Genomic DNA, 19,588 nt, shown 5'->3' on the forward strand with positions numbered 1-19,588 from the left:
CCCCCAGCCCCTCCCGCAAGCGGAAGGGGAGCCAGCTTGGCCCACCGCTCCGCCAGCCGCCGCGCATTCTCCGCCCGCTGCCCGCGCTCGCCGCGCCAGCGCCGCAAGCGCAACTCCAGGTCGGCGTCGCCCCCGCCCAGCCCGCGCTCGCCGAGCAGCACCGCGACCTCCGCTGCGGTCCTGGCCAGCCCGCGCTCGCCGGCGCGCACCAGCATGTGCCCGAGCCGCGGCGGCAGCGGCAGGCGGGCGATCGCCCTGCCATGCACCGTCGGCCGGCCGTCTTCGTCGAGCGCCTCGAGCACGGTCAACCGCCGCCGCGCCTCGCTGACCGCGGCCTCGGGCGGCGGATCGAGCCAGGCGAGGTCGCGCGGATCGGCGACGCCCCACAAGGCACAGTCGAGCAGCAGCCCCGACAGGTCGGCCTCCAAGATCTCGGGCGAGTCGAAGCGCGGCAGCCCCGCCGTCGCGGCTTCCTCCCACAATCGGTAGGCGACCCCCGGCCCCTGCCGCGCGGCGCGCCCGGCGCGCTGGGTCACCGCCGCCTGGCTCGCCCGCTCGGTGACCAGCCGCGTCATCCCCGCCGCCCGGTCGTAACGCGGCCGCCGCGCCAGCCCCGAATCGACCACCACGCGGATGCCGTCGAGCGTCAGCGAAGTCTCGGCGATCGAAGTGGCGAGCACGACCTTGCGCCGCCCGTCACGATCAGCGGCGATCGCGGCGCGCTGCGCGGCGGGCTCCAGGCTGCCGTGGAGCCGGTGCAGCGCGACGCCGCCCAGGTCGCCGAGCCGCTCGGCGGTGCGCTCGATCTCGGCGACCCCGGGCAGGAAGGCGAGCACCCCGCCCTCGGCCTCGCGCAGCGCGGTGCGCACGGCCACGGCCATGCTGTCCTCGATCCGCGCCTCGGCCGCCCGCCCGAGATAGCGATGTTCGAGCGGCCAGCTGCGCCCTTCGCTCTCGATCACCGGTGCGGCGCCCATCAGCCCCGAGAAGCGCGATCCGTCGAGCGTCGCCGACATCGCCACCAGCCGCAGATCGGGCCGCAGCGCCGCCTGCGCGTCGAGCGCCAGCGCCAGCCCGAAATCGCTGTCGAGGCTGCGCTCATGGACTTCGTCGAACAAAACCGCCGACACGCCGCCAAGTTCGGGATCGCTTTGGATGCGATTGACGAAGATCCCCTCGGTGACGACGGTCACCCGCGTCGCCGCCGAGCGCTTGCTGTCCATCCGCGTCGCATAGCCATAGGTCTTGCCGACAGGCTCGTCGGTGAGCGCTGCCATCCGCTCGGCCGCGGCGCGCGCGGCGAGCCGCCGCGGCGACAGCAGCAGCACCTCGCCGGTGCACCACGGCTCGCCGAGCAGTGCCGGCGCCACTGCGGTGGTCTTGCCCGCTCCCGGCGGCGCGACGAGCACGGCGTTGCTCGCGCCGCGCAGCGCGGCGAGCAATTCGGGCAAAACGGCGTGGATCGGCAGAGTCTCGGTCATTGCGCGCAACCAATTCCCCAAAGCGGGGTTGGGCGCAATCGAAGCCTAAGGAGCACGAGACATGGCACGGACCCTGGCACAGTTCACGATCACCCCGGACAGCGCGGGCGACTATACGCTGCACCTCGAGGACGAGGATGGCGAGACGATCGAATTCACCGCGGGCTTCGAGCAGCTCGACCTGATCGTCGAGGCGATCGAGGAGCAGCTCGACAATGACGAGGAGGACGTCCTGTCGGTCGACGACGAGGACGAGGCGACCACCGAGGAAGAGTGAGCGCGTGGGCGCCGTCCTTTGCGGAGGGCGGCGCCTCGTTCAATAAGCGCGCGCGACCGCGAACTCGACTGCCTCGACCATCGCGTCCTTCGCCGCGCCGGGCGCGAAGCCGGCGAGCGCATCGACCGCGCGCTGCCCATAGTGCCGCGCCCGCGCGAGCGTGTCGTCGACCGAGCGGCTCGCCTGTACGCGCTCGATCGCCTCGGCAAAGTCGGCGTCCGACACGCGCCGGCCCGAGATCGCTTCCTTCCAGAAACCCCGTGCCGCTTCGTCGCCGCGCGCATAGGCCAGGATCACCGGCAGGGTCATCTTGCCCTCGCGGAAATCGTCGCCGGCGTCCTTGCCCATCGTGGAAGCGTCCGAAACATAGTCGATCGCGTCGTCGACCAATTGAAAGGCAATGCCGAGATTGCGGCCATAGGCGTCGAGCGCCGCCTCTTCGGCTTCCGACCGCTCCGCGACCACCGCCGCGATCCGGCAGGCAGCGGCAAACAGCGCCGCGGTCTTCGCCCCGATGATGTCGAGATAGCGCTCCTCGGAGATGTCGAGCCGGCGCACCGCGGTGAGCTGGTTGACTTCGCCCTCTGCGATCACGGCGCTGGCGTTGCTCAGGATCTTGAGCACCTTGAGGCTGCCGTCCTCGACCATCAGTTCGAAGCTGCGGCTGAACAGGAAGTCGCCGACCAGCACGCTCGCCGGATTGCCCCAGATGATGTTAGCGGTGCGCTTGCCGCGGCGCAGGTCCGACGAATCGACCACGTCGTCGTGGAGCAGAGTCGCGGTGTGGATGAACTCGACCGCGGCGGCGAGCTTGTGGTGCCGCGCCCCCGAATAGCCGAGCAGCCGCGCGCTCGCGAGCGTCAGCATCGGCCGCATGCGCTTGCCGCCGCCGGCGATCAGATGCCCGGCAAGCTCGGGGATCAGCGGGATGTCCGACTGCATGCGATCGAGGATGACCGCATTCACCAGGTTGAGGTCGTGCGCCACCAGCTGCAGCATCGGTTCCAGCGAAGGCTCGGGGCGCGAGCCCAGACGGTGGATGGTGGCGCTCATCCCGCGGGCTCTGGCGCGTGGCGGCGGCAAAGGCAAGGCTTGCGTAGCGTCGCCCGCCGGGCAAAGAGAGGGGCCATGCCCGACGAGACGCTCACCCGCTTCCGCCAGAGCATCGACAATATCGATGCCGCGCTGATCCACATGCTCGCCGAGCGCTTCAAGGTGACGCAGGCAGTGGGCGCCTACAAGGCCACGCACAGCCTGCCCCCCGCCGATCCGATGCGCGAGGAGGCGCAGATCGCTCGACTGCGCGCGCTCGCCAAGCAGGCCGATCTCGACCCCGAATTCTCCGAGAAGTTTCTGCGCTTCATCATCGATGAAGTGATCCGCCACCACGAGCGGCTGCAGAGCGCCAGATGACGCGCATTGCATTCGCCTCGGCGTTGACGCTGGTCGCCGCGCTTGCCGGCTGCGACATGGTGCCGGAAAGGCCGCCGGCGAAGGCCCCGAAGCACCACGCGACACCGGCCGATAGCGCCTCGCCCACGCCGGTCGCGCTGACGCCCGCCGAACGGCTTGCCGCGGCGCGCAAGGCGGTGCCGGCGGAGAAGGACGGGCGCTACACGTTCGGTAAGGACGACAAGCTGCTCGACACGCCGTTCGGCCCGGTCCTCCTGCGACACGGCCATGTCGAAGATGCCGGCCATGCCGAGTCGGGCGTCGTCGCGGTCTACTACCTTCGCGAAGACCCCAACGGCTTCGCGCTGGCCAAGGCATATCCCGAGGCAGTCACGGCAGGCAGCTTCGGCGATCTCGCCGATTGGTCGGTATCGCCGGCCTTCGGCAAGCTGCCGACCTTGGTGGTCGAGGGCGGCGGCACCTGGCAGGGCTGCACCGTCGCCTTCGCCGAACTGGTCGAGCTTCGCCCCGGCGGTCCTGCCACCGTCGCCTCCATTCCCACGGTGTACGACGACAGCGGCATGGTCGAGGATTCGCCACAGAGCCTCAAGGGCGAGATTGCCGATATCGTCCCGGGCCGCAGTTTTACCGTGCGCTACAAGGGAACCCGATCGTTCGCCGAACGATACGTTCGCCGTGGCGACCGCTTCGTTTTCGAGGGGGGCGAGAGCCAGGTTCCCGGCTGCTGACCAAGGGGGGCAGATGCCCGAGCGCGACGACTATCTGATTTTCACGCCCGACCAGGTCGATCTGGTCCGCTCGCCGCTGCGTCGCGGCGTCGGCGAGGCGACGCACGTCCTGGGGGCGTTCAACCCGGGCTTCGCGCGGCTGCCCAGCGGCAACCTCCTGCTGATGGTCCGCGTCGCCGAGGCATTGACCGATCCGGTCGACACCGAATGTGCCCGCGCGATCCGCTGGACGCCCGCCGGCTATGTCCTCGATCGCCACCCGATCCACCAGATCGACATGGGCGACCCGCGCCAGTTCGCGCTCAAGGACCGCAACCCGCGGCTGCTCGGGCTCACCTCGCTGTCCTGGCTGCTCCCGGTCGAGCTCGACGCTGAGGGCCGCGAGATCGTCGCGATCCATTACGACAAGGCGATCGAGCCGAGCGCCAGCTATATGGATTACGGCGTCGAGGACGCCCGCATCACCAAGGTCGACGACACCTATTGGATGACCGCGTGCGGCGTCTCGGCCGAGCGCCACTGCACCGCGATGTACCGCTCGGCCAACGGGCTCGACTGGGAGTTGCTCGGCATCGTCCTAGACCACCAGAACAAGGACATGATCCTGTTCGAAGGCAAGGTCGGCGGCAAGTTCATGGCGCTCACCCGACCCCTGGGCGAATGCTATTTCGCTTATCCCGAGGACAGCGAGTGGCTGGGCGGCCCGTCGATCAACATGGCGCAATCGCCCGACGGGCTCCACTGGAAGCCGCTCGACACGCCGGGCATCCGCGCGCGCAAGGGCACGACGAGCACCCAGCGGATCGGTGGCGGCAGCCAGCCGGTGCCGACCCCCGAGGGCTGGATGATGATCTATCACGGCGTCGAGAAACGCGGCGCCGTCGGCATCTATCGCAGCTTCTGGGCGCTGCTCGACAAGGACGATCCGTCGAAGATCCTCCGCCTCGAAGACCAAGTGCCGCTGATCGAAGCCAACCCCGCGCTCACCGATCCGATCGCGCACCAGATGTATTTGCCCACCCCGGTCGCCTTCACCACCGGGATCGTCGATGCGGGCGACCAGTATATCGTCGCTGGCGGTGAGGCGGACCTGGCGTGCCGGATCACCCATCTGTCGAAGGAGCGGTTCCGGTGAAGGGCAGGACCGCAAAGTCCCCCTTCCGCTTGCGGGAGGGGTTAGGGGAGGGGCTGTACGCCACTCCTGCCCACATGCTCGCGGCTAGCCCCTCCCGCAAGCGGAAGGGGAGCGCATACGGAGGGCGCAAGCCATGACCGAACCCCTGTGGTGGCAATCCGGCACGATTTACCAGATTTACCCGCGCTCGTTCCAGGATTCGAACGGCGACGGCATCGGCGACCTCAAGGGCATCGAGTCCCGCCTCGATGCGCTCGTCGCGCTCGGCGTGGACGCGATCTGGATCTCGCCGATCTACCCCTCGCCCATGGCCGATTTCGGCTATGACGTCGCCGATTATACCGGCATCGACCCGCGCTTCGGCACGCTCGAGGATTTCGACTCGCTGCTGAAGGCCGCGCACGACCGCGGGCTCAGGCTGCTGCTCGATTTCGTCCCCAACCATAGCTCGGACCAGCATCCCTGGTTCGTCGAAAGCCGGTCCTCCCGCGACAATCCCAAGCGCGACTGGTATCTCTGGCGCGACCCGGCTCCCGACGGCGGCCCGCCCAACAACTGGATCAGCGACTTCGGCGGCCCCGCCTGGGAGTGGGACGGGGCCACGGGCCAATATTATTACCACGCCTTCCTCAAGGAGCAGCCCGACCTCAACTGGCGTAACCCGGAATTGCGTGCCGCGATGCTCGACGTGCTGCGCTTCTGGTTCGATCGCGGGGTCGACGGTTTCCGCATCGACGTGCTGTGGCACATGATCAAGCACGCCGACTTTCCCGACAATCCCGCCAACCCGGCCTACACCCCGGTTATGGGCGAGATGCACCGGGTGCTCCAGCTCCACTCGACCGACCAGCCCGAGGTCCACGGCATCGCCGCCGACATGCGCCGCGTCGCCGACGCCTTTCCCGAACGCGTGCTGATAGGCGAGATCTATCTGCCCGTCGACAAGCTGATGGTCTATTACGGCAAGGACCAGCCGGGAGTGCATCTGCCCTTCAATTTCCAGCTGATCGACGCGCCGTGGGAGGCGCGCAGCCTCGCCGGCTTGATCGCCGACTATGAAGCCGCGCTGCCGCCGGGCGGCTGGCCGAACTGGGTGCTCGGCAATCACGATCGGCCACGCGCCGCCACGCGCTTCGGCCCCGCCCAGGCCCGCGTCGCGGCGATGCTGCTGCTCACGTTGCGCGGCACGCCGACGATCTATTATGGCGACGAGATCGGCATGGCCGACGTGGCGATCCCCGCTGACCAGGTCCAGGACCCGCGCGAGTTGCGCGAGCCCGGCATCGGGCTCGGCCGCGATCCGGTGCGCACCCCGATGGCGTGGGACGCCTCCGCCAATGCCGGCTTCTCGACCGCGACGCCCTGGCTGCCGCTCCACCCCGACTGGGAAACGCGCAACGTCGCCGACCAACGCGACGCCCCCCATTCGATGTGGCGGCTCTACCACGATCTGCTCGCGCTCCGCCGGTCGCGGCGCGCTCTGTCGGTTGGCGACTGGCTGCCGATAGACTGTTCGGGCAATTTGCTCGCTTATGAGCGTCGCCATGGCGATGACCGCGTGCTGGTCGTGCTCAACTTGGGCGACGCGCCCGAAAGCTTCGCCATCCCCGAATGGGCCGAAGGGCTGCGGGTCCTGCTCACCACCGGCACCGGCGACGATCCCGCCATTCTCGGACCGAACGAAGGCTATATTCTCGGATGAAGATCGCAATGCTGGCGCCGATCGCGTGGCGCACGCCACCGCGGCACTATGGCCCGTGGGAATTGGTGACGAGCCTGCTCACCGAGGCGCTCGTCGCGCGCGGCGTGGACGTCACTCTGTTCGCGACGCAGGACTCGCAGACCGCGGGCACGCTCGCAGGCGTCGTCCCGCGCGGCTATGAAGAAGACCCTGCGATCGACGCCAAGGTGTGGGAATATGCCCACCAATCGCATCTGTTCGCCCGCGCCGCCGAGTTCGACCTGATCCACAACCAGGCTGATTTCCCCGCCCACGCTTATGCCCCGCTGATCGACACGCCGATGGTCACCACGATCCACGGCTTCTCGTCGGACCGCATCCTGCCGATGTACAAGCCGTATGAGGACCGCGTGCATTTCGTCGCGATCAGCGAGGCGGATCGTCATCCGAGCCTCAAATACACCGCGACGATCCACCACGGCATCCGCCTCGACGAATTTCCGTTCGACGCGGAAGGAAGCGACGCCTTGCTGTTCTTCGGCCGGATGCACCCCGACAAGGGCGCCGCCGAAGCGATCGCCGTGGCGAAGGCGACCGGCAAGCGGCTCGACCTCTACGGCATCGTCCAGGACCAGGGCTATTTCGAGCGCGAAGTGAAGCCGCATCTGAACGACCGCATCGTCTATCACGGCCCGGTCGGCGGCGAGGCGCGGCTGAAGGCACTCGGCAGCGCGCGCGCACTGCTCCACCTCATCAATTTCGACGAACCCTTCGGCCTGTCGGTAATCGAGGCGATGGCCTGCGGCACCCCGGTAATCGCGATCAATCGGGGCAGCATGCCCGAGCTGATCACGCCGGAAACGGGGATGCTGGTCGGCTCCACCGAACAGGCGATCGCCGCGGTCGATCAGGTCCGCGACCTCGACCGCACCGCATGCCGAAAGCGCATCGAGGATCACTTTTCGGTTGAGGCGATGGCCGAAAAGTATGTCGCGCTGTACGAGGATATTCTCAGCCGAGGCATTTAGAGCGGCGCGGGTCCGCCCTTCCGTTCGGTCTCCGACCATTCGGCAACGAAGAAATCCACTTCCTGCTTGTCATAACCGAGCAGGAAGCCATCGAGCCGATGCAAATCCTCGGTAGAGAGGCCGAGATCATATTTCAGCGCCGCCTCGGCAAGACGTACCCTCCATGCCTCTCCCGGCAGATGATAATAAAGGCGTTCGATCGCATCATCGACAATTCGAACGTGCAACAGCGATCCCGAAGCCACATGCGTGTCGAAGGCAGAGCAATCGGGTCGGTAATTCGGCTCGGCCGTAAATCGCGCCATCGGCTTCACGCCCGCCAACAATAGCCCGAGTTCCCGACCCTCATGTGGCCCCCCGCTCATTCCGCCGCCAGCAGACTTTCCGCCCCGCCCAGATCGACCGACACCAGCCGGCTCACCCCGCGCTCGACCATCGTCACGCCGAACAGCCGGTGCATCCGGCTCATCGTCGCGGCATTGTGGGTGACGATCAGATAGCGCGTCGCGGTCTCGCGGGTCATCGCTTCGAGCAGGTCGCAGAAGCGCTCGATATTGGCGTCGTCGAGCGGCGCGTCGACTTCGTCGAGCACGCAGATCGGCGCCGGGTTGGTCAGGAACAGCGCGAAGATTAGCGCCACCGCGGTCAGCGCCTGCTCGCCGCCCGAAAGCAGGGTCAGCGATTGCAGCCTTTTGCCCGGCGGCTGTGCCATGATCTCGAGCCCGGCTTCGAGCGGATCGTCCGAATCGATCAGCTCTAGATGCGCCTGTCCGCCGTTGAACAGCGTCGAGAACAGCCGCCGGAAGTGCAGGTCGACCGCCTCGAACGCCGCGAGCAGCCGCTGGCGGCCCTCGCGGTTCAAGGTCCCGATCGATCCGCGCAGCCGGTTGACCGCCTGCGCCAGCTCGTCGCGCTCCTGCGCATTGCTGGTGAACGCCGCCTCGAGCTCGGCGAGCTCCGCCTCGGCGACGAGATTGACCGGCCCGATCCGCTCGCGGTCGACGCTGAGCTTCTCGTGCGCGGCGCTCTCCTCCTGCGGGCTGCGCACGCTCTCGGCATCGAACCCCGCTGTCTGGGGAAGCAAGGGCGGCGGACACTCGAAGCGCTCGCCCGACAGCCGCCCCATTTCGACGCGGCGCAGTTCCTGGTTCTCGGCGCGCGCCGCCGCCCCCGCGCGCGCCTCGCGTGCCTCGGCAAGCGCCTCGTTGGCGGCGCGGACATCGCCCTCGGTCGCGCGCAACGCTCTCTCAGCAGCGCCCTCGGCCGCCTGCGCCGCGGCCGATTCGGCACGTGCCGCCTCGGTCGCCGCCTCGGCCTCGGCCACCGCCGCATCGAGCTCGGCGGGGCGCCCGGCGATCGCGTCGCTTTCCTCGGCCAATTGCGTTGCGCGCTTCTCCATCTCGCCGGCTCGTCGCGCCGCCTCGCCCGCGCGCGACTTCCAGCTACGGCTCTCGGCGCCGGCCGCGGTGAGCCGCTCGCGCGCCTGGCCAATCTCGCGTTCCTGGCTGCCGCGCTCGCTGCGCGCATTGGCGGCGGCGACTCGGCGCACTTCCGCTTCGGACGACAAAGCGGCGACCTGCGCACGCGTCGCCGATCCATCGGGCAGCGCCGCCTTTGCCGCCTCTGCCCGTGCCAGCTCGGCCGCGGCTTCGTCCTGCTCGCCGGCGACGCGCGTCCGGCGCGCCTGGAGGTCGGCGCGCTGCGCCTCGAGCCGTTCGAGCTGCGCGGTCGCGCGATCCTCGGCACGCCCGGCCTCACGCCCGGCATTTTCGGCATGATCGAGCACGCGGCGGCACTCGGCAGCGGCGCGCCGCGCAGTGGCGATGGTGTCGTCGATCCGCGCCAGTTCGCTTTCTGCCGCCTCGACCGCGCGCACCGCTGCCGGCCGCGCCTTCTCGATCGCCGCGAGCCGGTTGACCCGTTCGAGCCGCTCGGCCGCCGCCGCGCCGCCGGATTTGGCGACATAGCCGTCCCAGCGCCGCAGCACTCCGGCCAGCGTCACCAGCCGCTGCCCGACCGCCAAGGGCTGGCCATCATCGGTCTCCGTCACCAGCACCTGTGCCAGTCGCCGCGCCAGCCCCGCCGGCGCCTCGACATGATGCGCAAGCGGTGTCGTGTCCGCGGGCACGCCGGGATCGCCGGGCAGCGGCGCCGCGCCTGCCCAATAGCGCTCGGCGCCGGCATCGAGCCCCGCCTCGAGATCGTCGCCCAGCGCCGCGGCGAGCGCGCGCTCATAGCCCGCCGCCACCTTGAGCCGGTCGAGCAGCCGGTCCTTGCCCGAGGGCCGCGTCGCCTTGGCGAGCACCGCCGCCTCGCCGTCGAGCTGGGCGAGCTCGGCATGCGCCACCGACCTTGCCGACTGTGCCCGATCGCGCGATCCGATCGCGCCGCGTTCGTCGGCATCGGCGCGGGCAAGCCCGGCGCGCGCCTCCTCGGCCTGGCGCACCGCCTGCGCACGCGCCTCTGCAGCACGCGCCTTTTCGGCTTCGATCGGCGCGCCATTGCCCAGGGCAGCGAGTTCGACATCGACACGCGCCTGGTCGCGGCCCGCGCGCTCGGCACGCGTGCGCGCCGCAATCAGCGCCGCCTCGGCGACGCGTGCGTCGGCCGCCTCGCTCGCCTGCGCCGCCAGCGCCTGCGCCAGCGCGACCTCGGCGTCGCGCGCGGCTCGCTCGGCCTCGGCCAGTGCAGCGTCCAGCTGCGGCATGCGCGCCGCGGCGTCGGCGATCCGTGCTTCGAGCGCCTTGGTTTCGTCGGCCAGCCTCGCCAGCGCCTCGGCGGCATCGTGGGCGAGCGCCCCTTCGCGGCTGCGATCGTCGGCGAGCCGCACCTGGGCATCGCGCAATTCCCCGATCCGCCGCTCGACGGTGGCGCGCTCGCTGCGCAGGGTCGCCAGCCGATGCATCGCATCGGTCGCCCGGTCGCGCACGCCGAGCGCATCGGCACGCGCCGCGGCGAGCGTCTCGGCAGCCGCCTGCTGGCGCGCCGCCGCGGCGTCATGTGCCGCCGTCCGCTCGGCGACCAACGCTTCGGCCGCCCCCGCCTCCTTCTTCGCTGCGTCAGACGCCCCTGCGGCGTCGCGCCAGCGCGCGAAGATCATCCGCGCCTCGGCGATGCGGATGCGATCGGAAAGCTCGCGATAGCGCTCAGCCTGGCGCGCCTGGCGCTTGAGCGCCGCCGCGCGCGCTTCCTGGTCGCCGATCACTTCGTCGAGGCGTGTCAGGTTGGCCTCGGTTGCGCGCAACTTCTGCTCGGCGTCGCGCCGGCGGACGTGCAGCCCGGCGATCCCCGCCGCCTCCTCGAGCATCGCGCGGCGCTCGCCCGGCTTGGCCGCAATGATCGCGCCGATCCGCCCCTGGCTCACGAGCGCCGGCGAATGCGCGCCGGTCGCCGAATCGGCGAAGACGAGCGCGACGTCCTTGGCGCGGACGTCACGACCGTTGAGCCGATAGGCCGACCCCGCGCCGCGCTCGATTCGCCGGACGACTTCGAGCTCGTCGTTCTCGCCCACGTGCTCGGCAAGGATCGAGACCTCGGCAAAGTCGCGCGCCGGCCGCGTCGCGGTGCCGGCGAAGATCACGTCTTCCATGCCGGCGCCGCGCATCGACTTGGCCGAATTCTCGCCCATCGCCCAGCGCAGCGCCTCGAGCAGGTTGGACTTGCCGCAGCCATTGGGGCCGACAATCCCGGTGAGGCCGGGCTCGATGCGCAGATCGGCTGGGTCGACGAAGCTCTTGAAGCCCGTCAGCCGCAGCCTTTTGATCTGCATCCCCGCCCCCCTGGCTCGGACCCTTTTAGCGGGCCCCGGCCGCCTGCAGCGCGGGCTCGAGCTGCGACCACATCGCCGCCTCGACCTGCTTGCCGTTGATGAAGAAGCTCGGCGTGCCGGTCACGCCGCGATTGTTGGCGGCATCGGCATAGACGTCCGCGATGCGCTTGATCGCGGCCGGATCGGCGAGGCACTGGCGCGCCTTGGCCTCGGGCAGGCCGCGCTGCTTGACGAACTCGACCATCCCGACGGCATCGGCGAAGGCCGCCGCGGCCTGGGGCGGCGCCAGGGTCTGAATCTGCCGCATCGTCGCCTCGGGCAGCTTCTGCTGACGATCGAGGAAATCGTTCTGCCCGGCATAGATCTGATCGAGCATCGGGAAGAACGCCTCGGTCGCGACGCACTGGTTAAGCAGCGCCAGCGCGAGATCGGGCGCGCCGTGGAGCGGGAAGTCGCGGAACTCGTAGCTCACCTTGCCGGTCGAGATATATTTCTGGCGCAGCGGCTCGACGCCCTCGGCGGCGAAGCGGCCGCAGGTCGGGCACATCCGCGCGCCATATTCGACGAGCTTGATCGCCGCATTGGGGTTGCCCTGGACATAGCCGCCCTCGGGCGTCTTGCTCACCACGTCGGCCCATTGCTTGCCGGCCGGCGGCGCGACGTTGGCGACCGGCGTGCTCGACGTCACCGGCGCGGAGGCGTTGCCGCCGTCGCCGCCACAGGCCGCGAGCGCGAGAAGGGGAAGGAAGGCGAGGGCAGAACGCATGGTCTTGGGTCTCCGAAGGGAAAAGATCGATCAGTTTTCCGCGGCGCGCAGCTCGGGCTGGAGCTGGTCCCAGCTATAGGCGCGCACGCGGTTGCCGTTGACGAAGAAGCTCGGCGTGCCCTGGACGCCGGCCTTGACGCCGCCTGCATAGGTGTCGGCCACGCCCTTGATCAGCACCGGATCGGCCAAGCAGCGCCGCGCCTGCGCCTCGGGCAGCCCGCGCGCCTTCATGAAGCCGATCATGCCGAGCGCTTCGGCGAACTTGGTCGCGGCCTGTGCCGGCGGCAGCTGCTGCCAGCCCTCGACCACCTTGGGCTGCGCCTGGAGCAATTTGCGAAGCGGCGCGTCGAATCCAGCCTGGTTGGCGAACATCTGGTCGATCACCGGGAAGAATCGCGCGGTCGGCACGCACTGGTTGAGCAAGGCGAGCGCCAGATCGGGCGCGCCGTGGATCGGGAAGTCGCGAAATTCGTAGCTCAACTTGCCGCTGGCGATCCAGTCGCGGCGCATCGGCTCGACGCCCTCGGCGGCGAACGCCCCGCAGGTCGGGCAGGTGCGCGAGCCATATTCGACCACCTTGATCGCCGCGTTGGGATTGCCCTGGCGGAACCCGCCTTCGGGGGTCCTTACCACGACATTGACCCAGTTCGCGGCGGGCGCGCGCCGCGCCTGCTGCGCGGTCACCGGTCCGGCACCGGCGAGCAGCAGCACGACAGCAGCGAGGAAACGGAGAGCCATTCAGTCGATCCTGCCGAGTTTGAGGCCCTCGGCCGCCGCGACGCCGGCGGCGAGCGATTCGAGGACTGCCTTGAGTTCGGGGTCGGCGATGCCGCGCAGGCTTTCGCCCATCGCTTCGGGCAGCGGCGCGAGCTCGGCCGGCGGCGACGCCTTGGCGACGCGCTTGACCTCACCCTGGCGGATCGCGATGCGCGCCACCGCGGCATAGCCGAAGAAGCGGTTGACCCGCTCGATGATCTCGGGCGCGATGTGCTGCATCATCGGTGCATGCGCCCCGCCGACGACCAGGCTCAGCACCCCCTCGGCACGCTGGCCCTGCGGGAAGCGGATCGATTCGGGCATCGACACGCGGGCATAGCGTTCGCCGACGATCTCGCCCCAGCGGCTGACGATCGCGTGCTGGACGAAGCCGAACTTGCGAAAGGCGGCGCGGCCGACATCGGGCAGCAGCTCCGAAACCGGCCGCGCGCGGTTCGAGCGCTGCGGTTCCAGCTTGGGCTGGCGCGTGGTCGCGCGCTTGGGTTTGTCGGGGGCCTTCGTCATTGCCGCCAACCCATGCCATAGGCGGGGCGTGTCCGACAACGTCCCTCGCGCAATCGCCGCACCGTTGCTGAAATGGTATGACGCCCATGCCCGCACTTTGCCGTGGCGCGCGCGGCCCGGCGCCAACGCCCCCGAACCCTATCGCGTCTGGCTGAGCGAAGTGATGCTCCAGCAGACCCAGGTCGCGAGCGTCATCCCCTATTTCGAGAAGTTCACTGCGCGCTGGCCCAGCTTCGACGCTTTGGCTGCCGCCGACGACGCCGAGCTGATGGCGGCTTGGGCGGGGCTCGGTTACTACGCCCGGGCGCGCAACCTGCTCGCCTGCGCGCGCGAAGTCGCGGCCCGCGGCGGCCTCCCCGACACCGAGGCCGCATTGCTCGGCTTGCCCGGCGTCGGCGGCTACACCGCCGCGGCGATCGCGGCGATCGCGTTCGGGCGGCGCGCGGTGGTGGTCGACGCCAATGTCGAGCGCGTCGTCACGCGGCTGTTCGCAATAGTCGAGCCGCTGCCGGGCGCCCGTCCCCAGATCCGCACGCGCACCGATTCGATCACGCCCGACGCGCGCGCAGGTGACTTCGCTCAGGCGATGATGGATCTCGGCTCCACCATCTGCACTGCACGCGCGCCACGATGCCTTGCCTGTCCCTTACGCGAGCAGTGCGACGGCTTCGCCACCGGCGCGCCCGAGACCTTTCCGGTCAAGGCCGCCAAGTTGCCCAAGCCCCAGCGCTACGGCACGATGTTCTGGCTTGAGCGCGACGGCTGCGTGCTGCTCGTCCGCCGCCCGGCCAAAGGGCTGCTCGGCGGCATGCGCGCCCTGCCGACCGGTCCGTGGACCGATTCGCCGCCCGGACTTGCCGGCGCGCCGTACGCCGCCGACTGGATCCTGCTGGGCGAGCAGATCCGCCACGGCTTCACCCATTTCAATCTCGACGTCGCGCTTGCGACTGCAACGATCGCGGCGCACACAGGCGCGGGTTCTTGCGCGCTGGAGGGCGAATGGTGGCCGATCGCTGAGATCGAATCGGCGGGCTTGCCCACGGTTTTCGCCAAGGCGGCAAGGATGTTCGGGAGGATCAATGCGTAGCTGGCAGATATTCGGTTCGATCGCGGCGCTGGCGCTCGCCGGCGCAGCCTGGCCGCAGGCGACGGTGCCGCTGCCGTCGCGCGCGACCCAGGCCCAGTCGGCAACCGAGGCGGTGGCCAAGCGCTATGTTGCCGAGGGCAAGGTGCCCGGCATCGTCATCCTGAGCGGCGTCGGCGACGCCCCCCCGCGCGTCGTTGCCGAAGGGCGGATCGCCATCGAGCCCGACGCGGCACCTGCCGACGCGGACAGCTTGTGGCGCGTCTATTCGATGACCAAGCCGATCACCGGCATCGCCGCGATGATCCTGGTCGAGGAGGGCAAGCTCAAGCTCGACCAGCCGATCAGCGATTTCATTCCGGCGTTCAAGGACATGAAGGTGCTGGTCGATCCCACCAAGGACCTGACCAGCCGCGCCGCCACCCGACCGATCACGGTGCGTAACCTGCTCACCCACACGGCGGGCTTCGAATATGTCCTGCCCGGCCGGTCGGGCCCGCTGGTCGACGCCTATACAAGGGCCGGGATCAACCCGGCGGCGGTCAACGCGCTGATGGAGCCCAATATGCGCGCGGCGCGCCCGAAGACGCTCGAGGAATTCGCAAACCGCGTCGCGACCATGCCGCTGATCGCCGATCCGGGGACCAAGTGGAGCTATTCGATCGGGCTCGACGTGCTCGGCCGGGTGATCGAGGTCGCCGGCGACATGCCGTTCGACCGCTTCGTCCAGACCCGCATCTTCGATCCGCTCAAGATGCGCGCGAGCTATTGGACGGTGCCGCAGGACAAGGCCGGCATCCTCGCGACCAACTATCTGTCCCCCAAGCTCGCGATCGATCCCGGCGCACGCTCGGTCTGGCTCCAGCCGCCGAGCTTCCCTTATGGCGGCGCCGGGCTGGTCATGTCTGCGCACGATTACGACCGCTTCCTCCACATGCTGATCGACGGCGGCACGCTCGAAGGCGTCCGCATCCTCAAGCCGGCGACGGTCAAGCTGGCGATGTCGGACCTCCTCCCCGCCACCGTCGACCGGTCGTCGCTCGCCGGCATGACCGCCGACACTGGCGTACCCTTGGGTTTCGGCGCCGGCGGCTCGGTCTATCTTGCCGACAAGCCCGGCGGCCCCGGCAAGGGCACCTATGGCTGGGGCGGCGCGGCGGGCACGATCGCTTGGGCCGATCCGGTCAACAAGGTGCGCGGCGTCGCGATGATCAACACCTTCAGCGACAAGGAGCTCAAGCGCGAAGCTGCGCGGGCGATTTACGCCGACCTCGCGATGCGCCCTGCCAAGTGAATACGCCCGGCTTTACCGGCGGCACGGTCGATCGTGCCGACCGGGTCCGTCACGATCCCGAGCTGCTCCGCGAGGCCGAGGCCGATCCGCGCGCCCGGCTGCTCATGCTCCATGGGCTCGATCCCGAACTCGACGACGACGACCGCCTGGTCTGGACTGGCCTCGACGCCGCGAATGGCGAGTTGCTGTTCCTTGGCTATGACCAGGGGGTGCCGCTGTTCGCCGCGGCGCCGCCGCACGGCCAGCCGCTCCCCGGCGGCCGCTCGCCGGCATTGTTCGCGATGCTCGACCGCTTCCACCCCGAGGATGCCGCGCTCTATGCGGCGGCGCGCAGCCTGGTCGACTGGCACGGTCGCCACGGTTTCTGCGCGGTCTGTGCGACCCCAACCGCGATCTTTCGCGCCGGCTGGGCACGGCGATGCCCGAACTGCCATGCCGAGCATTTCCCGCGCGTCGATCCGGTGGTGATCATGCTCGCCGAACTGGGCGACAAGGTCTTGCTCGGCCGCCAGCCGCCTTGGCCGGCGGGCCGCTATTCGGCGCTCGCGGGATTCCTCGAAGTCGGCGAATCGATCGAGGAAGCGGTGCGCCGCGAGATCTTCGAGGAAGCTGGCGTGCGCGTCGGCGCGGTGCGTTACGTCGCCAGCCAGCCCTGGCCGTTCCCTTCCTCGCTGATGATCGCGTGCATCGGCGTCGCCGAGAGCGAAGCGATCGCCATCGACGCCAACGAGCTCGAAGATGCGCGCTGGTTCAGCCGCGACGATGTCCACCGCGCGCTCGCCCGCGATCCCGCAGCACCGTTCGGCGCGCCGCCCCCCTATGCGATCGCGCACACGCTGCTAAAGGCTTGGGCTGAGGCCTAGGGCCGCGCGCGCGCCTGCGGATAGGTGCCGAGCACGCGCATCCACTTCGAGTGGAATTTGAGCTCCTCGAGCGCGCGGTCGATCGCCGGATCGCCCGGCCCGCCGACGATGTCGGTGTAGAATTCGGTCGCCGCGAAGCTGCCGCCGCGCTGATAGCTCTCGAGCTTGGTCATGTTGACCCCGTTCGTGGCAAACCCGCCCAGCGCCTTGTACAGCGCTGCCGAGACGTTGCGCACTTCGAAAATGAAGGTGGTCATCACCGGCCCCTCGACCGGCAGTGGCAGCGCCTCGCGGGCGAGCACGACGAACCGCGTCATATTGTGCTCGGCATCGGCGAGGTCGGTCTGCAGCAGATTGAGCCCGTACAGTTCGGCCGCGCCCGGCGGTGCCCGCGCGGCGACGGCGGGATCGGCGAGCTCGGCGATCACCGCGGCCGCGCCGGCGGTGTCGGGATAGGCGACCGGCGCGATCCCCCGCGCCTTGAGCCAGTGCCGGCACTGACCGAGCGCCTGCGGGTGGCTCATCGCCTCGCGGACCTGGTCGAGGCTGCCGGTGCCCATCAGCCCGTAGCGGATCGGCAGAAAGTGCTCTCCGGTGATCCTGAGCCCCGATTCGGGCAGCAGGAAATGGATGTCGGCGACGCGGCCGTGGAGCGAATTCTCAATTGGGATCATCGCGCGGTCGGCACGGCCTTCCTTGACTGCATCAATCGCATCCTCGAACGAGAAACACGGCAGCGGCAGCGCATCGGAAAAGGCTTCGCGTACCGCGATGTGCGAATTGGCACCCGGCGCACCCTGAAACGAAACCGCGCGGCTTGGTGCGGCGGAAGCTTCGGCGATCATCTTTGCGACGATCGGACGTGCGGGGGCGGCGAAATTCTCCATGGGATCGCGCGCTAGCCGCGCGCGTTTCCCGCGGCAACCCCGGCTTGCGGTAGCAAAAACCGCAGCCTAAGAGGCGAACGACTTTCCTTTAGGGGCATGTGATGGACGATCGGTTCAATACGATTGCGGGCTGGGCATTGGCGGGCGGCATCGCGGCGCTCGGCCTGTCGATCGTGAGCGGCATGGTCTTCCATTCGGAGCGCCCCGAAAAGATGGGCTACGCGATCGAAGGCGTCGAAAGCGCCGGCGAAGGCGGCGCCGCTGCCGCCGAGCCGATCGCGGTGCGCCTGGCCAAGGCGGATCCCGCCAAGGGTGCCGACGTGTTCAAGCAGTGCACTGCCTGCCACACGGTCAACCAGGGCGGTGCCAACGGCATCGGCCCGAACCTCTATGGCACGATGGGCGAGCCGATCGGTCAGGGCAAAGCGGGCTTCGCCTTCTCCGATGCGCTCAAGAGCGTTGGCGGCAATTGGGACTTCGACAAGATGGACGCGTGGCTGACCAGCCCGCGCAAGTTCGCGCCCGGCACCAAGATGACCTTCGCCGGCCTCGCCAATCCGCAGGACCGTGCCAACGCCATCGCCTATCTCAACAGCCAGGGCTCGAACCTGCCGCTCCCCGCCGCGCCTGCCGCAGGCGCCGAGCCGGCGGCCGGTGCGGACAATGCGATCGCCAACGTCGCGGAGGGCGCCGGCACCGCCAACCTTTCCAACGAGGCGACGCCCGCCGAAGGTACGCCGGCGAAGGACCCGAAGGCTGCCGTGGTCGCCGAGGAAAAGGCCGGGCTGCCGAAGAGCAACAAGTAAGGCCGCGCGCTTTGCAGGATGTCGACGTCGCAAGCCGGAGCAGCTGACGCTCCGGGTGCGGAGATGACAGGACCCAGCCATTCTTCGTCACCCCGGCGTTGTGCTGGGGCTCACAGGGCGTCAGGCCTGTACCCTATCTGCTCTGGCTCTTCGCCCGGCCTGCCGGTGGACCCCTGCACGGGGTGACATCCGGGGCGAAAAGACAGCCGGCGCTTTCAGCCCTTGGCTTCGCGCTCCCGCCAGAAGTCCTGGACGATCTGCCAGCCTTCCTCCGCGGTCTCGACGAAGTGGAACAAGTTCAGGTCGCGTGGGCTTATCACGCCTTCCTCGCACAGCGCGTCGAAATTGACCACGCGCCGCCAGAAGTCCTTGCCGTAGAACAGCACCGGGATCGGATCGATCTTGCCGGTCTGGATCAGCGTGAGCAATTCGAAGCTCTCGTCGAACGTGCCGAACCCGCCCGGGAACACCGCGACGGCGCGCGCGTGCAGTAGGAAGTGCATTTTCCGAAGCGCGAAATAGTGGAACTGCATCGACAGCGACGGCGTGACATAGGGATTGGGCGCCTGCTCGTGCGGCAGCACGATGTTGAGCGCGACGGTGTCCGCGCCGACGTCGCGCGCGCCGCGGTTCGCCGCTTCCATGATCGAGGGGCCGCCGCCCGAGCACACCACGAAATGGCGTTTGCCCGCCTCGTCGAGCGGGAAATTGCTCACCGTCCGGGCCAGTTCGCGCGCAACGTCGTAATAGCGCGACTTCTCGATCAGCCGCTCGGCGATCACTTTCTGCTGCGGCGTGTCGGCGAGCTCGAGCAGCGCCTGCGCCTTTTCGGGCTCGGGGATGCGCGCCGAGCCATAGACGACGAACGTCGATGCGATATTCGCCTCGTCGAGGATCAGTTGCGGCTTCAGCAGTTCGAGCTGGAAGCGCACCGGACGCAGATCCTCGCGCAGCAGGAAGTCCATGTCCTGGAAGGCGAGGCGGTAGGCCGGATGTTCGGTTTGGGGCGTGCCGCTATTGGTGTTGGCGTTCTCGACTTCCTCCTGTGCAGGGCGGAAGACGCGGCTCGGGACGCGGGTATCGGTGCTCATTTGG

At 69.1% G+C, this 19,588-nt stretch carries 19 protein-coding genes; 10 read left to right on the forward strand and 9 right to left on the reverse strand.

All coding sequences use genetic code 11. The features are described from left to right. The coding region (hrpB, locus tag AC3WJI_RS15765) for an ATP-dependent helicase HrpB (protein WP_492758231.1) at positions 1-1,481 on the reverse strand (1,481 nt) is incomplete at its 3' end. A 61-nt stretch (positions 1,482-1,542) separates the two neighbouring features. Here hrpB and AC3WJI_RS15770 point away from each other — a divergent pair. Then, positions 1,543-1,758 (forward strand): hypothetical protein, encoded by a 216-nt coding sequence (locus AC3WJI_RS15770; protein WP_492758232.1) that lies wholly within the window; start codon positions 1,543-1,545, stop codon positions 1,756-1,758. 39 nt (positions 1,759-1,797) lie between these two features. Here the strand turns inward: AC3WJI_RS15770 and AC3WJI_RS15775 are convergent, their stop codons facing one another. Next, complete coding sequence (locus AC3WJI_RS15775) at positions 1,798-2,811, reverse strand: polyprenyl synthetase family protein (RefSeq protein ID WP_492758233.1); 1,014 nt, start codon at positions 2,809-2,811, stop codon at positions 1,798-1,800. A gap of 75 nt (positions 2,812-2,886) precedes the next feature. Between AC3WJI_RS15775 and AC3WJI_RS15780 the strand changes: the two genes are divergently transcribed. The 5 genes from AC3WJI_RS15780 to AC3WJI_RS15800 all read left to right on the forward strand — a co-directional run bounded on the left by AC3WJI_RS15780 (position 2,887) and on the right by AC3WJI_RS15800 (position 7,743). Continuing rightward, positions 2,887-3,171 carry a chorismate mutase gene (locus AC3WJI_RS15780; protein WP_492758234.1) on the forward strand — a complete coding sequence of 95 codons (285 nt, stop codon included), beginning with the start codon at positions 2,887-2,889 and terminating at the stop codon, positions 3,169-3,171. Next, complete coding sequence (locus AC3WJI_RS15785; RefSeq protein WP_492758235.1) at positions 3,168-3,899, forward strand: hypothetical protein; 732 nt, start codon at positions 3,168-3,170, stop codon at positions 3,897-3,899. The genes AC3WJI_RS15780 and AC3WJI_RS15785 overlap by 4 nt, the downstream gene beginning before the upstream one ends. A gap of 13 nt (positions 3,900-3,912) precedes the next feature. Further along, on the forward strand, positions 3,913-5,034 hold the full coding sequence (locus AC3WJI_RS15790) for a glycoside hydrolase family 130 protein (protein ID WP_492758236.1): 1,122 nt from the start codon (positions 3,913-3,915) through the stop codon (positions 5,032-5,034). 133 nt (positions 5,035-5,167) lie between these two features. Then, positions 5,168-6,736, forward strand: a complete 1,569-nt coding sequence (locus AC3WJI_RS15795) for an alpha-amylase family glycosyl hydrolase (RefSeq protein WP_492758237.1) — start codon at positions 5,168-5,170, stop codon at positions 6,734-6,736. Further along, the gene (locus tag AC3WJI_RS15800; protein ID WP_492758238.1) at positions 6,733-7,743 is read left to right on the forward strand and encodes a glycosyltransferase family 4 protein; all 1,011 of its coding nucleotides are present in this window, start codon (positions 6,733-6,735) and stop codon (positions 7,741-7,743) included. The genes AC3WJI_RS15795 and AC3WJI_RS15800 overlap by 4 nt, the downstream gene beginning before the upstream one ends. Here AC3WJI_RS15800 and AC3WJI_RS15805 read toward each other — a convergent pair. Genes AC3WJI_RS15805 through AC3WJI_RS15825 form a run of 5 tightly spaced genes read right to left on the reverse strand, consistent with a single transcriptional unit; the run spans position 7,740 to position 13,559 of the window. Beyond that, positions 7,740-8,057: a hypothetical protein gene (locus AC3WJI_RS15805; protein WP_492758239.1), complete on the reverse strand. Its 318-nt coding sequence runs from the start codon at positions 8,055-8,057 to the stop codon at positions 7,740-7,742. The genes AC3WJI_RS15800 and AC3WJI_RS15805 overlap by 4 nt on opposite strands. 47 nt (positions 8,058-8,104) lie before the next feature. After that, positions 8,105-11,512 (reverse strand): chromosome segregation protein SMC, encoded by a 3,408-nt coding sequence (gene smc / locus AC3WJI_RS15810; protein WP_492758240.1) that lies wholly within the window; start codon positions 11,510-11,512, stop codon positions 8,105-8,107. Positions 11,513-11,537: 25 nt separating this feature from the next. After that, a complete protein-coding gene (locus AC3WJI_RS15815) occupies positions 11,538-12,278 on the reverse strand; it encodes a DsbA family protein (protein WP_492758241.1) in 741 nt (246 codons plus the stop codon). 30 nt (positions 12,279-12,308) lie between these two features. Next, on the reverse strand, positions 12,309-13,016 hold the full coding sequence (locus AC3WJI_RS15820) for a DsbA family protein (RefSeq protein WP_492758242.1): 708 nt from the start codon (positions 13,014-13,016) through the stop codon (positions 12,309-12,311). Beyond that, the gene (locus AC3WJI_RS15825) at positions 13,017-13,559 is read right to left on the reverse strand and encodes a DUF721 domain-containing protein (protein ID WP_492758243.1); all 543 of its coding nucleotides are present in this window, start codon (positions 13,557-13,559) and stop codon (positions 13,017-13,019) included. A gap of 28 nt (positions 13,560-13,587) precedes the next feature. Here AC3WJI_RS15825 and AC3WJI_RS15830 point away from each other — a divergent pair, with 28 nt between their 5' ends. From AC3WJI_RS15830 to nudC, 3 genes are read left to right on the forward strand one after another with little or no spacing between them, the layout of a single operon-like run. Further along, positions 13,588-14,646, forward strand: a complete 1,059-nt coding sequence (locus AC3WJI_RS15830; protein ID WP_492758244.1) for an A/G-specific adenine glycosylase — start codon at positions 13,588-13,590, stop codon at positions 14,644-14,646. Then, positions 14,639-15,937, forward strand: a complete 1,299-nt coding sequence (locus AC3WJI_RS15835) for a serine hydrolase domain-containing protein (protein WP_492758245.1) — start codon at positions 14,639-14,641, stop codon at positions 15,935-15,937. Before AC3WJI_RS15830 ends, AC3WJI_RS15835 begins: the two co-directional genes overlap by 8 nt. Beyond that, on the forward strand, positions 15,934-16,800 hold the full coding sequence (gene nudC / locus AC3WJI_RS15840) for an NAD(+) diphosphatase (protein ID WP_492758246.1): 867 nt from the start codon (positions 15,934-15,936) through the stop codon (positions 16,798-16,800). Before AC3WJI_RS15835 ends, nudC begins: the two co-directional genes overlap by 4 nt. Here the strand turns inward: nudC and AC3WJI_RS15845 are convergent. Continuing rightward, complete coding sequence (locus AC3WJI_RS15845; RefSeq protein ID WP_492758247.1) at positions 16,797-17,687, reverse strand: prephenate dehydratase; 891 nt, start codon at positions 17,685-17,687, stop codon at positions 16,797-16,799. The two genes, nudC and AC3WJI_RS15845, sit on opposite strands and share 4 nt — an antisense overlap. Before the next feature lie 101 nt (positions 17,688-17,788). Between AC3WJI_RS15845 and AC3WJI_RS15850 the strand changes: the two genes are divergently transcribed. Continuing rightward, positions 17,789-18,493 carry a c-type cytochrome gene (locus AC3WJI_RS15850; RefSeq protein ID WP_492758248.1) on the forward strand — a complete coding sequence of 235 codons (705 nt, stop codon included), beginning with the start codon at positions 17,789-17,791 and terminating at the stop codon, positions 18,491-18,493. A gap of 215 nt (positions 18,494-18,708) precedes the next feature. Here AC3WJI_RS15850 and AC3WJI_RS15855 read toward each other — a convergent pair whose 3' ends face one another. Next, complete coding sequence (locus tag AC3WJI_RS15855) at positions 18,709-19,584, reverse strand: LOG family protein (RefSeq protein ID WP_492758249.1); 876 nt, start codon at positions 19,582-19,584, stop codon at positions 18,709-18,711. Positions 19,585-19,588 lie beyond the last annotated feature (4 nt).

It is taken from the genome of Sphingomonas sp. FW306-1B-B10E, assembly GCF_058782005.1.